Source organism: Streptomyces avidinii (assembly GCF_045161815.1).
GTDB classification, from domain to species: Bacteria; Actinomycetota; Actinomycetes; order Streptomycetales; family Streptomycetaceae; genus Streptomyces; species Streptomyces avidinii.
This window is the reverse complement of the sequence record NZ_CP108863.1, coordinates 8,210,540-8,222,940: the sequence shown is the minus strand read 5'-3', so window position 1 is coordinate 8,222,940 and position 12,401 is coordinate 8,210,540. Positions and strand designations below refer to the sequence as shown.

Below are 12,401 nucleotides of genomic sequence, written 5' to 3'. Positions count from 1 at the left end.
TGTCCCGGCCTACGGGGCCAGGTCCCGCCTCATCAGCAACGCGTGGCCCAGGATGAGCCCCACCACTCCGACCCCGACCAGAACGCCCAACTGCGGCCACAGCACGTGGCCCTGCGCCAGTGCGTCACCCGGTGTGTAGTAGTGGAAGGGGCTGATGAACCGCAGGGGCGCCGCCTTGGACCAGGCCAGCGCGATGAAGTTCAGCGCGAAGCCGACCGCCCCGATCGCGATCGTCGCACCGATCACCTGGGCGCGCCGGCTCCCCCATGCGGACACGGCCAGAGCCGGTCCGGCCAGGCACAGGGCGAAGCCGCACCCCATCAGCCCGGCGGCGAAGACACCGCTGAGCGGCACGGCCCGGTGGATGTCCGGCGACAGCCAGACGCCTGCCGCCACCGTGAGCGTCGCCGCGGCGTTGAGGGCGAGGGCGGCGATCACCACGGCAGCCGTCCGCTCGGCGAGCAGCCGGTTGCGGCTCACGGGGCGCACCATGATCAGCTCGATCGTCCCGGATTCCACGTCGGCCGCGACCGCAGCCGCGGCCAGGGCGCCGATCGCGGTCAGCTGCATGGCGATCCAGAACGGATGCACCAGTCCGGCCCCGAGCAGCCCCGGATAGCTCGCGATCGAGACGTCCCCGCCCGACCCGCTGAACGCCCGGTACGCCGACGGGGGTCCCTTCCCGCCCGCCGAGAACAGCTGCCCCGGCGCGATCGTGTTCGCCACCACCACGATCAGCGCCTCGAAGACGACCATCCCCACCACCAGGGCCATCAGCATCCGCCGGCGCCGGTGCAGTGCCAGCCACAGCAGGGGCCACCGCGTCTTCACGGCGCCGCCCCCTCCGCCTTGCCGTTGCGGTACAGGTCCAGGAACGCCTCGTCCAGACCCGCCTCCTCCACGATGACGTCGGCCACCCCCAGGGCCAGCAGCTCACGCAGTGCCCCCACCACCTCGCTCGGGGGTACGAGCAGCTCCACCCAATCGCCTTCCCAGCGGGGCGCCCACTGCTCCGCGCGCCCCAGAGGGCGCGCCCCCTTCCCGTCACCGAAGGTCAGGCGGATCCTTCGCGCACGCGCCTCCCGCAGGGCGGCCACGCTCTCCACCGTCACCAGGCGCCCGTCCCGGACGATCGCCACGCGTCCGCAGGCCCGCTGCACCTCCGGGAGCACATGGCTGGACAACAGCACGGTGCGGCCGTCGGCCGCGGCCTGCTCCATCAGCTCGAAGAACGTCTCCTGCACCAGAGGGTCCAGCCCCTCGGTCGGCTCGTCCAGCACCACCAGCCGGGGATCGTGCTGCAGCGCCTGCACCAGGCCCAGCTTCTGCTTCATGCCGCGCGAGTACCCGCCCACCGTGCGGCGCAGGACCGTCGGCGTCAGTCCCAGCCGCTCGCACAGCTCGGCCCGCCGTGTGCAGGGCCGACCCTGGAGGGAACACAGCAGGTCGAGGGTCTGCGCCCCGGTGAGTTCGGGGTACAGCCGCAGCTCACCCGGGAGATAGCCGAGTTCCCGAGCCACCCGGCGGTGATCGGCGAGCGGGTCCATCCCCAGCACCCGCACATGCCCGGCCGTCGGGCGCAGCAAGCCGGTCAGGCACCTGAGGGTGGTGGTCTTGCCCGCCCCGTTCGGCCCGAGGAAGCCGAACACCTCGCCCGGACCGATGCCGAGTGTGAGTTGCTCCACCCCGACCACTGCCCCGTACCGCTTGGTCAGTCCTATGAGCTCGATCGCGTCCATGGCGCCCACCCCACCAGTCTGTGCCCTGGCTCGGACCGACGCGCAGTGAGCCGAGAACGGGCCCCACGGCACCACCGAGAATACCCCCGGGGGTACTAGTGCTACGCTCGAGATATACCCCCGGGGGTAATTCTCACGAGAAGGAGCGACAGCGTGTTCTTCATCGACGCCCTTGAACTGGAAGGGCTCGGCAACCGCAGCTACCTGGCGGGCGGTGCCCACACGGCCGTGGCAGTGGATCCGCCGCGCGACGTCGACCAGGTGCTCGCCGTGGCGGCACGGCGCGGGGTGCGGATCTCCCACGTCGTGGAGACGCACGTCCACAACGACTACGTCTCCGGCGGCCTGGACCTGGCCCGCCTCACCGGCGCGGCCTACCTGGTGCCCGCCGCGGCCCGGGTGTCCTTCGACCGCACCCCTGTCCACGACGGGGACACCGTCACCGTGGACGTCGGAATCGCGCTGCGGGCCCTGGCCACCCCCGGCCACACCCCGCACCACACCTCCTACGTCCTGGAGGAGCGGGGTGCGGCCGTCGCCGTGTTCACCGGAGGTTCCCTGCTGATCGGAACGGTCGGACGGCCCGACCTGGTCGAGCCGCGACTGACCGAGGAGCTCGCCCGCGCCCAGCACGCCTCCGCGCACCGGCTGGCCGCCGAGCTTCCGGACGAGACCGAGGTCCTGCCCACCCACGGGTTCGGAAGCTTCTGCTCCTCCGCCCAGGCCGACGGGGACGCCACCACCATCGGCAAGGAGAAGGTGGGCAACGACGCCCTCGTCCAAGACGTCGACGCCTTCGTCGCCGGCCTGCTGGCCGGGCTCGACGACGTGCCCGCCTACTACGCCCACATGGGCCCGGCCAACGCCGCAGGTCCGGCTCCGGTCGACCTCACCGCACCTCCCGTGGCGGACGCCGCCGACATCGCCGCCCGCCTGGCCGCCGGGGAGTGGGTGGTCGATCTGCGCAACCGCATCGCGTTCGCCCGGGGACACGTAGCCGGATCGTTCAACTTCGAGGCCGACGGGAAGATCGCGACCTACCTCGCGTGGTTGATCCCCTGGGGCAAGCCCGTCACGCTCCTCGCGGAATCCCCCGAGCAGCTGGCGCAGGCGCAGCGGGAACTGGCCCGGGTCGGGATCGACCGCCCGGCCGCCGCTGCCACCGGAACGCCTGCCGAGTGGATCTCCGCGAACGAAGAGCTGCGGAGCTTCCCGCGGGCCACGTTCGCCGACCTCGCCGACCTCGCCGCCCTGGACCCCTACGAGCACCGGATCGTGCTGGACGTGCGGCGGGACTCCGAACGCGCGGACGGCTGGATCAAGGACTCGATACACATCCCGATCCACCAGCTCCACCGACGCCGGCGCGAGCTGCCGGCCGGAGTGGTGTGGGTCCATTGCGCGGGCGGAATGCGCGCGGGGATCGCCGCCTCCCTGCTCGACGCCGCCGGACGCGATGTCGTGGCCGTCGACGATTCCTTCGACGCCGCCCGAAGCGCAGGCCTCCCGATGGTCACCGGGCCCCGCTCCGACAGCTGACTGCTCACCCTCCCCGTTCCCCACAAGAGAAGGACCCGATGATGTTCCTCTTCCGGCGCGGCCCTGCCCGCGTGACTCCGGCCGATGCCCATCAGCGCACCCGCGGCGAGGGCGCCGTCCTGCTCGACGTACGCGAGTGGGCGGAATGGACGGCCGGGCACGCTCCCGGCGCCGTGCACGCCCCGCTCTCCGCCCTGCTGGCCGGCTCCGGTCTGCCTCCGGCTGCCCAGGGACGGCCGCTGGTGGTGATCTGCCGCTCCGGGCACCGGTCCCAGCGGGCCGCGAGAATCCTGACCGAACGCGGAGCCGAGGCCGTCGACGTCAAGGGCGGCATGAACGCCTGGTCCGCGGCGGGGCTGCCGGTCGTCGACGGCCATGGAAGCAGCGGCTCGATAACGTGAGCACGCTCGTCCTCGCCCTGGTCGCAGGAGCCGTCGTCGGCATGGCACTCGGCGCCCTGGGGGGCGGCGGCAGCGTGCTCGCGGTCCCCGCACTGATCTACCTGCTCGGCTTCACCCCGGCCGCCGCCACCACCGCGTCGCTGATCATCGTCACCGCCACTTCCGCCACCGCCCTCTACACCCACGCCACCTCCGGCAACGTCCGCTGGAGAACCGGCGCGCTCTTCGCGGCCGCCGGCATCCCTCCCGCCATGGCGGCAGCCGCCCTCGCCGCACAACTGCCCGGACAGCTGCTCACGGCCGCGTTCGCAGCCGTCGCCGGTCTCGCGGCCCTGCGCATGCTCAAGTCCCCCGTACCCGAGGACGAGGTCCGCCCGGTCCGCCCGGTCCGGGCCGCCGGAGCCGGCGCGGGCCTGGGGGCGGTCACCGGTTTCCTGGGCGTCGGTGGCGGATTCCTCGCCGTCCCCGCCCTGGTGGGAGTGCTGGGCCTGAGGATGCGGGCGGCCATCGGGACCAGCCTGCTCGTCATCACCGTCAACTCGTTCGCCGCGCTCACCGTCCGTACCGGCGGGGCCGGGCCTTTGGACTGGGCAGTCGTCGCGCCCTTCACCGGGGCGGCGATCCTCGCCGCCCGGGACGGAAAGCGCCTGTCCGCCGCGGTCAAGGGCCCGACCCTGCAACGGATCTTCGCTGTCGTGCTGCTGTCCGTCGCGGCCTTCATGCTCACCGACGCGATCCGCTGACAGCGGGCCCGCCCCCACGGCCACCCCCGCAGCTCGCCCGGTGTCCGCACCCGGACACCGCCCACACCCAGCAGGAGAGACAGTCCGCCATGAGCACCCCCCACGCCCTCAGCTCCGAACAGGCCCTCACCCGCCTGCACGAGCTCACCGTCCTCGACGTCCGCACTCCGGGCGAATACGCCACAGGTCACCTGCCCGGCGCCCTGAACATCCCCCTCGATCAGATCTCACGCGCCCTTCCCGCCATCCGCCACGCCGCCGACCGCGGCAACATCCTGGTGGTCTGCGCCTCCGGAGCCCGCTCCGACAGCGCATGCAAGACGCTCGCCGAGCACGGCATCGGCACCGCCACCCTCGCCGGGGGCACCGGCGCCTGGGCCTCCGCGGGCCATGACCTCCACCGCCCCGAGCAAGGCTCGCGCACCCCATGGGGCATGGAACGCCAGGTCCGCCTGGCGGCCGGCGCTCTCGTCCTGGCAGGCCTCGGGCTCGGCCTGCTCCACCCCGCCTTCCAGCTCATCTCCGCCGCCATCGCCGGCGGACTGGCCTTCTCCGCGCTCACCAACAGCTGCGGCATGGCTGCCGTCCTCGCCGGACTCCCCCACAACCGGCCGCGGCGTGGCGACCTCGATGCCACACTGGCAGCCCTCCTCGATCACTGACCCCGGAGCCCAAATACCCCCTGGGGTACCATGGGCATGGACAGCCCTAGCAATCAGGAGGTACCCGGTGAAGGTCGACGACGAGGCAGTCAGCTCAGTCCTCAACCGACTGCGCCGCGCCCAGGGGCAGCTCGCCGGTGTCATCGCCATGATCGAAGCAGGGCGAGACTGCAAGGACGTCGTCACCCAGCTCGCCGCAGTCTCCAAGGCACTCGACCGCGCCGGATTCAAAATCGTCGCCAGCGGCATGCGCCAGTGCATGAACAACGCCGATGAGAGCCAGGCGCCCATGACCGAGGCAGAACTCGAAAAGCTCTTCCTCACCCTGGCCTGACAACCATCCGCAAGCCGCGCGAGGCCGATACTCCGCCATGGCCCCCGGCCTCGCGCCGTCCATGGGCGCCGCACCGGAAGGTGGCATCCGTGCCCGCCCCATGGACACGGAAGCGGAGGTCGCGCTGGGTCGTACTCCGCGAGCCCACGCAACGGTTCGGCCACGCGCCTCCATCCGATGGTCGCTAACCGGATGGTTGGTCGCGTACCAGCGGGCACATCATCCGGCCATCCGCGGGCAGCGCGGTGAACGGATCTACAACCGATCCGACGCGGCAGGTACGCAAGCACACCGCAATCGTCCCTGGCTTCCCTCTCGGCGGCATCCCCATGAGGAACCCGCCTCACCCGGACCGCAGCCGGTGAATCCGTGTGCCGAACACGCGCCAGCGCCGCTCGTTGTCGCGCACGAGTGTTGCCGATTCCGCGAGGAGGTCCGCCGCTCGGTCGAGCAGCTCGGACGCCGAGTAGAGGTAGGCGGGGGCGTTCCGCTCGGACCGGAGGTCGGACCGCAGCGCCGCAGGAGAGAACGCGACCCGGTCCAACAGGTCAAGGGAGCGGCGCAGCAGCCTGGCCACTAGCGCCAGCAACCCCGCCGACTGCCAGTCGTTGGCGATGATGCGATGGCGCTCCCCGAGCAGATCGGCAAGCGCCGGATAGGCTGCCAGCAGGCCTACGGCCTCCCACGCCTGCTCCATGGCGTGCGCGAGCCAGATTCCGGTCTGGTTGCTGTCCTCCGCAAGCTCCCTGACATCCCGCTTCAGCCGCTGGAGCTCGACGGGCTCGTCCTCCCCTTCCATGAAGAGGATCCCCGACTCCGCGACGAGCCCGGGGGCATTCAGATCCTCCGCACCGGCGAACGGATTCCCTGCCGACTCACCGACGTCGGTCACGCTCCACCGGCCTGCCAGCGACTTCAGTGCCCGGGACCTCGACTGAAGCTCGTCCGCCTGCCGCAACGGAGCCTGCGAGTAGAACTGCTCGTGTTCTCGATGGAACCGCGCGAGGTTGGCGATCACTTGCAACAGCGGTTCGGGAGGGATGGTCAGCGCCTCGTCCTCGGGCATGCGAGAAGTGTGCGCCCAGGACCCCGCCCACCCGAATGACAACACGCCGCCCGGTCAGGAGCAGGACCAGCGTCTCCCCGCTGCTGGTGCAGAGCAGGTCACGGCAGCGCCACCGGCTCCTGGCGCGGCAGCAGCCGTTGCGGCGCTCTCACCAGGAGCGCAGGCTTCTGTACAGGCGGAGCCGAACCCAGCCGGGAGGCGAACGAGAGTATGGCGCACCCCGCAGACCACCGCACTACGGGCAAGGAGCGCAGCACGGCGGTGCTGGATGTGCGGGGCATGGTGCGCGCGAGCCAGCAGAGCACCGTCGCGGCCGTACTGGGCCGTCGGCCCGGCGTGCTCGACGTCGAGGTCAACCCGGTGGCGCAGTCGGCCACGGTCGTCTTCGACCCTCGGCGGACCTCGCTCGCCGAGCTGCGCGCATGGGTGACCGAATGCGGATACCACTGCGCCGGCCAGTCGGTGCCCTCCCACATCTGCGATCCGATGCAGGAACCGGACCCGCCCGGCTTCACGGCTGCGCCGCAGCGCCCGCAGACGACGCCCGTGACGGCAACAGGCACGCGCTCGCCCGACGAGGTGAAGGGGCACGGCGGCCACGGCGGCCACGGCGAGATGTCGATGGCCGCGATGGTCGCCGACATGCGCCACCGCTTCCTGGTCGCGGTGGCGTTCTCCGTCCCGATCGTTGTCTGGTCGCCGATCGGCCAGGAGGTCTTCGGCTGGCACGCGCCCGTTCCGTTCGGCTTGCGCCAGGACGTGTGGGCACTGTTGCTGAGCCTGCCGGTGATCTTCTACTCGTGCTCGATCTTCTTCGTCGGCGCGGTCCGGGCCCTGCGTGCCCGTACGTTGGACATGATGGTGCTCGTGGCGGTCGCCGTCGGTGCCGGCTGGCTGTACTCGCTGATCGTCACCCTGGCCGGGGGCGGGGACGTCTTCTACGAGGCAGCCACCGTGCTTGCCTCCTTCGTCCTGCTGGGCCACTGGTTCGAGATGCGTGCCCGCGGCGGTGCCAACGATGCGATTCGCACCCTCTTGGACCTTGCCCCGTCGAAGGCCGTGGTTCTGCGGGACGGCGTGCCCGTGGAGGTCGCCACCGCCGAGGTGGTCGTCGGGGATCTGCTGCTCGTACGCCCCGGGACGAAAGTCGCCGCGGACGGGATCGTGGAGGAGGGTGAGAGCGAGGTCGACGAGTCGACCGTGACCGGGGAGAGCATGCCCGTGCACAAGGGCCCCGGCTCCCCGGTGGTCGGCGCCACCCTCAACGCCAACGGCACACTGCGGGTGCGGGCGACCAAGGTCGGTGCGGACACGGCGCTGGCCCAGATCGTCAAGCTCGTCCAGGAGGCCCAGAACTCCAAGGCTCCCGGTCAGCGGCTCGCCGACCGGGCCGCCTTCTGGCTCGTGCTCGTCGCCCTTGTCGGCGGCGCGCTCACCCTGGCTGTGTGGCTGCTCGCCACCGACCGGCCCTTCAGCGAGGCCATGCTCTTCGCCATCACCGTGGTCGTCATCACCTGCCCGGACGCACTGGGCCTGGCCACCCCCACCGCGATCATGGTCGGGACCGGGCTGGGCGCCCAGCGGGGCGTGCTGTTCAAGAACGCCATGGCCCTGGAGGCGTCCGCAGTCATCCGCACCGTGGTCATGGACAAGACCGGCACACTCACCAAAGGCGAACCCGAAGTCACCGACGTGATCAGCGTTCGCGGCGGCGACGAGGACGAGGTGCTGCGGCTGGTCGCGGCCGTCGAGCAGGAATCGGAGCATCCACTGGCCGCTGCGGTCGTACGGTACGCCGCCACGCGCGGCGTCGCCGCCGCGAAGGCCCGCCGGTTCGAGAACGTACCGGGCCACGGCGCGACGGCCGTGGTCGACGGCCACCGGGTCGCGGTCGGAAACCGCCGCCTGATCGAACGTGAAGGCGTCGACCTCGGGCCCCTGAGCGGCCGGCGCGAGGAACTGGTCGCCACCGGCCGCACCGTCGTCATCGCCGCTGTCGACGGCCGGGCGGCGGCCCTCATCGGGATCGCCGACGCCCTGCGGGAGACTTCCCCGGCAGCGGTGGCCGACCTCCACAGCCTCGGCGTCGAGGTCGTCATGCTCACGGGCGACAACCGGGCGACCGCCGAACGGATCGCGCAGCGCCTGGGCATCAACACCGTCATCGCCGACGTCCTCCCCGGCGACAAGGCCGCCAAGATCGGCGAACTACAACAGGGCGGCCGCACGGTCGCCATGGTCGGTGACGGTGTCAACGACGCGCCTGCCCTCGCCCAGGCCGACCTGGGCATCGCGATCGGCGCCGGCACCGACGTGGCCATCGAGACCGCCGACCTCGTTCTGATGCGCTCCGACCCCCTGGACGTCCCTACCGCCCTGCGTATCGGCCGGGGCACCCTGCGCAAGATGCGCCAGAACCTCGGCTGGGCCATCGGCTACAACGCCATCGCCCTGCCCATCGCCGCCGGGGTCTTCGAACCCGCTACGGGCCTGATCCTCCGCCCCGAGATCGCCGCCCTGTCCATGTCCGGGTCCAGCATCATCGTCGCCGTCAACGCCCTCGCACTCAAGCGCCTCCACCTGCCCCGCCCTCAGCGAACGGATCCGGCAGGCGGAGGCGGCGAGCGGGGCTGACGGCTGTCCCGGGGCGCCCTTCGCGGGCGCGCCCTACGCTGGGAGATATGACCGGCCGCGAGCCCCGCACTGCACCACGGGTGCTGATGCGGCTCACCATGATGCTCGTCCTGGCCCTCACCGTCGGGCTGCTCGGTATGCACGCCCTGGGCCCTGCGGCCGCTCTGCCGTCGCCGGTCACCGTCGAGCACACGTCCCACCACGTGGCGACTGCACATGCCGGTCCGCACTACCCGTGCCCCGACGACGCCCACAACACGGGCCGCCACATCAGCCACGCGGACACGATGTGCGCCTCCGCGTCCCTGCCCAGTGCCCCCGACATCACCACACCGGACAACGTACCCATCACCGGCACAGAGCACGCCGACGCCGATGCCGTTGCCCCCGTGCCGAACCTGCTCTCAGCGGCCTACGAAGCCGCCGGAAAGCGGGCGCCACCCTCGCTCGCCGAACTCCAGCTCCTGCGGATATAGGGACTACTCCTGCGGCACGCCTTCCGCGTCCGCGCAGTCCCCGTTCCCTCCGTACTCGATCACTGGAGTCAGCGAAATGAACACGAACCGATCCGTACCGCGTCGTGCGGCCCTGGCAGCCACCGCGGCCGCCGTCGGCCTGGTCCTCACGGCCTGCGGCACCGACGACAGTACGAACAGTGCCGGCACCGCTGCCGGTACTTCCACGACCGCCCCGGCTCCGTCCGAGGCCGAACAGCACAACAAGGCGGACGTCGCCTTCGCACAAGGGATGATCCCCCACCACCGCCAAGCCATCGTCATGTCCGACATGGCCCAATCCCACGGCGCCTCCAATGCGGTCAAGGCCCTCGCCGAGAGGATCAAGAAGGCGCAGCAGCCGGAAATCGACGCCATGGCCGGCTGGCTGAGGGCATGGGGCGAGAGAGTGCCCGCCGGCATCGGAGGCATGGACGGCATGGAACACGGAGATGACGACTCCGCCCTCCCCGGCATGATGGATGAAGAGGACCTCGACCGCATCGGGAACGCCCAGGGCAACGCCTTCGACACCATGTTCCTGATCCATATGATCGAGCACCACGAAGGCGCGATCGACATGGCGGAAACCGAGAAGCGGCAAGGCCTCTACGGCCCGGCCAAGACCCTTGCCGACGACATCACCACCTCCCAGACCGCCGAGATCACCCAGATGCGCGAGATGCTCAAGAACGGCTGACCATGCGGTGTGGATGGCCTGAGTGCGCCTTGCCGGCCGACACCGTCACGGGCAATACGCACGGCGTGTGAGTGACCCGGGCACCGGCCCGAAGGTCCCCCGTCTCTTCTGGTGGTGCGGAGACACCAGACCGCCTTCGGCGTCCGGTGTCTCCGCACGGTCCGGTTAGAGCTTTGCGATGTCCTTGTGGATCACTTCGATCCCTCCGTCGTGGTAGGCAACCAGGCGGATCTTGAGCTGATATCCCTTGGGCGCCTTGATGATCTGGTTGATCGTCTCCCCGAGGCTGCCGCCGTGACATGGAGGCTCTGAATTGAGGGCGGTCCAGCCGTCCCCCACGTCCTTCGGGTCGTTCCACTCCACCCAGACACAGTCGGGCTCGCCGGAGAAGGCCTGCAGCGAGATGATCTTGACCGAGTTCACCGCGCCGTCGACGCGCTCATAGGTCACAGTCGCGGAATTGCGGTGGAGGCCGGCACCGGCCTCCAGGTTGACCGTGCTGACCAACGTGTCAGCAGCGGCCGGGACTGCTCCTCCCGCTATCGTCGCGGCCATTGCCGCAGCGGTGACAGACAGGGCTGGTATGCGCATGTTCCCTCTCCAAGAAGCTAGTTGAGGGAAATTCACCCTAGCCGTGCATGCGGGCTCACGGTCCGACAACATCCGCCAATCGGCCGGAATCGAACCTCACCTCGCGTACACGGCGGGTCCGGTCCCCGACATCGCAAGGCGGAGGTGCTCCTGCGCACTGTACGGACTCGGGAACCTCCGACAAGGCAATCAGGTGCGGTGCCGGGCGGCCATGGACCACGAATTCCGGCTGCTCGACGACGTGACGTCAGGAAGTGACTGCGACCGCCACCTCTGACCGGCGGGCACCGCGTGACCACAAGCGGCACGGACAGCCCACAGTACGAAGCTGGCCCCCTGCCGAGCGTCAGCTCTCACTTCGCCGGCGTCAGCCGGTCCCTGGTGGTCACGCTTGCAGCAGCGAGACTTGAGCGAAGGCGAAGAGCGAGTCGACGGCAATGCCCTCGCCGTCCTTCAGCAGGATGCCGAAGACCACGCGGAGCGTGCCGAAGTCTTGGATGAGACGGTGGTTTGGGATTTGGGCAGCCACCTGCTTGAGGAGCTTGGCCCGTACCTCCGAATCGCTCAGCAAGGTCTCCACTGCGACCACGCCTTGGGCGAAGAGGTGGTTGAGGGGGCGGTACTGGAGGTGGCCTTCTTGACGCAGATCAGCTGACCGTCAGGGCCCAAGACATCGCAGATCTCCAGCCCTCCACCCTTGAATCTGCTGGTGTGGCCGACGGCCGGGGCCGGTCGCGGCGGAAGCTGGCTCAGGTGTGGACGCGGCTGTTGGGGCCGTCCTGGTCCCGGGCGCTCTCGTCGTTGAACCAGTAGTCCCCGGCGGCCAGGTACCGGAAGGAATGGGTGCCCTCGCTGGGCAGCTCGACCGTGACGGCGCGCTTGCCGTCCTTGCGGGCCTTGAGCGTGTGCACGCCGGGCTGCCAGCCGTTGAAGTCGCCCACCACGCTGACCGGCCCCGACGGGTTGTCGGCGGGAAGGATGAAGGTGACCTCGGTGCGGGCCTTGCGCAGCGTGCGCTCCAGCATGGGTGTCCTGACGGGCGGTAGCGGATGGGTGCGTCGCCCATCGTGGGTGGTGCGCGCACGGCCCGCACGCCGACCCGGCCACCCGCGTCCCGGTGTCACTCGCCCACCACGCCAGGTGACACCAATGGCGCGAAACATCACGCAAAGTGTCATCCTGGCGGGTAGGAGTCCTGTTCCACGGTAGCGCCAGGAGCCGATAATCGATGCCCAGCAGGCTGTGCCGGGAGGGGTGCGTTGTCGCGCAACGACGCAGGCTCTGATTCAGGAGTCGCGGATTGTGCTGGAGTGCGCGGACAAGCACTCGATCATGGAGGTGCCGCGTCGGCGCATGGCCGGCAAGACCGTCATCGACTGCGCCCACGGCGGAATGCGGCAACTGGTCACAACCGGTTGCTCGTGCGGTAGCAGCTCGCGCACTTGTGGCCAGAAACGCCCAGGGCTCTGAGAATGTCGACGTGCGCTGGCCAAGACCG

Annotated in this window: 14 protein-coding genes; 8 read left to right on the top strand and 6 right to left on the bottom strand. The window is 70.3% G+C overall.

All coding sequences use genetic code 11. From position 1 onward, the window contains the following. Positions 1–9: 9 nt before the first annotated feature. Both OG373_RS37255 and OG373_RS37250 read right to left on the bottom strand, forming a co-directional pair. Entirely contained in the window at positions 10–831 is an 822-nt protein-coding gene (locus OG373_RS37255) for an ABC transporter permease subunit (RefSeq protein ID WP_405443171.1), read from the bottom strand. Further along, positions 828–1,739 (bottom strand): ABC transporter ATP-binding protein, encoded by a 912-nt coding sequence (locus tag OG373_RS37250; RefSeq protein ID WP_405443170.1) that lies wholly within the window; start codon positions 1,737–1,739, stop codon positions 828–830. Before OG373_RS37250 ends, OG373_RS37255 begins: the two co-directional genes overlap by 4 nt. 153 nt (positions 1,740–1,892) lie before the next feature. Between OG373_RS37250 and OG373_RS37245 the strand changes: the two genes are divergently transcribed. From OG373_RS37245 to OG373_RS37225, 5 genes are all read left to right on the top strand, one after another. Beyond that, the gene (locus OG373_RS37245) at positions 1,893–3,278 is read left to right on the top strand and encodes a rhodanese-like domain-containing protein (RefSeq protein ID WP_405443169.1); all 1,386 of its coding nucleotides are present in this window, start codon (positions 1,893–1,895) and stop codon (positions 3,276–3,278) included. 41 nt (positions 3,279–3,319) lie between these two features. Then, positions 3,320–3,679 carry a rhodanese-like domain-containing protein gene (locus tag OG373_RS37240; protein WP_405444338.1) on the top strand — a complete coding sequence of 120 codons (360 nt, stop codon included), beginning with the start codon at positions 3,320–3,322 and terminating at the stop codon, positions 3,677–3,679. Further along, positions 3,676–4,422 (top strand): sulfite exporter TauE/SafE family protein, encoded by a 747-nt coding sequence (locus tag OG373_RS37235; protein WP_405443168.1) that lies wholly within the window; start codon positions 3,676–3,678, stop codon positions 4,420–4,422. Before OG373_RS37240 ends, OG373_RS37235 begins: the two co-directional genes overlap by 4 nt. Before the next feature lie 89 nt (positions 4,423–4,511). Next, positions 4,512–5,084, top strand: coding sequence for a rhodanese-like domain-containing protein (locus OG373_RS37230; protein ID WP_405443167.1), 573 nt, complete (start codon positions 4,512–4,514; stop codon positions 5,082–5,084). Positions 5,085–5,151: 67 nt separating this feature from the next. After that, entirely contained in the window at positions 5,152–5,418 is a 267-nt protein-coding gene (locus OG373_RS37225; RefSeq protein ID WP_405443166.1) for a metal-sensitive transcriptional regulator, read from the top strand. A gap of 343 nt (positions 5,419–5,761) precedes the next feature. Here OG373_RS37225 and OG373_RS37220 read toward each other — a convergent pair whose 3' ends face one another. Next, entirely contained in the window at positions 5,762–6,484 is a 723-nt protein-coding gene (locus tag OG373_RS37220; protein ID WP_405443165.1) for a hypothetical protein, read from the bottom strand. 210 nt (positions 6,485–6,694) lie between these two features. Here OG373_RS37220 and OG373_RS37215 point away from each other — a divergent pair, with 210 nt between their 5' ends. The 3 genes from OG373_RS37215 to OG373_RS37205 all read left to right on the top strand — a co-directional run bounded on the left by OG373_RS37215 (position 6,695) and on the right by OG373_RS37205 (position 10,312). Next, positions 6,695–9,118 carry a heavy metal translocating P-type ATPase gene (locus tag OG373_RS37215; protein ID WP_405443164.1) on the top strand — a complete coding sequence of 808 codons (2,424 nt, stop codon included), beginning with the start codon at positions 6,695–6,697 and terminating at the stop codon, positions 9,116–9,118. A 47-nt stretch (positions 9,119–9,165) separates the two neighbouring features. Next, positions 9,166–9,594 (top strand): DUF6153 family protein, encoded by a 429-nt coding sequence (locus OG373_RS37210; protein WP_405443162.1) that lies wholly within the window; start codon positions 9,166–9,168, stop codon positions 9,592–9,594. Positions 9,595–9,670: 76 nt separating this feature from the next. Next, positions 9,671–10,312, top strand: a complete 642-nt coding sequence (locus OG373_RS37205; protein WP_405443160.1) for a DUF305 domain-containing protein — start codon at positions 9,671–9,673, stop codon at positions 10,310–10,312. Positions 10,313–10,477: 165 nt separating this feature from the next. Here the strand turns inward: OG373_RS37205 and OG373_RS37200 are convergent, their stop codons facing one another. The 3 genes from OG373_RS37200 to OG373_RS37190 form a co-directional block, all read right to left on the bottom strand. Beyond that, a complete protein-coding gene (locus OG373_RS37200) occupies positions 10,478–10,903 on the bottom strand; it encodes a hypothetical protein (RefSeq protein ID WP_405443159.1) in 426 nt (141 codons plus the stop codon). A gap of 385 nt (positions 10,904–11,288) precedes the next feature. Beyond that, complete coding sequence (locus tag OG373_RS37195; RefSeq protein ID WP_326593446.1) at positions 11,289–11,549, bottom strand: DUF6119 family protein; 261 nt, start codon at positions 11,547–11,549, stop codon at positions 11,289–11,291. 103 nt (positions 11,550–11,652) lie between these two features. Further along, positions 11,653–11,928, bottom strand: coding sequence for an isoamylase early set domain-containing protein (locus tag OG373_RS37190; protein ID WP_405443157.1), 276 nt, complete (start codon positions 11,926–11,928; stop codon positions 11,653–11,655). Between the last annotated feature and the right edge of the window lie 473 nt (positions 11,929–12,401).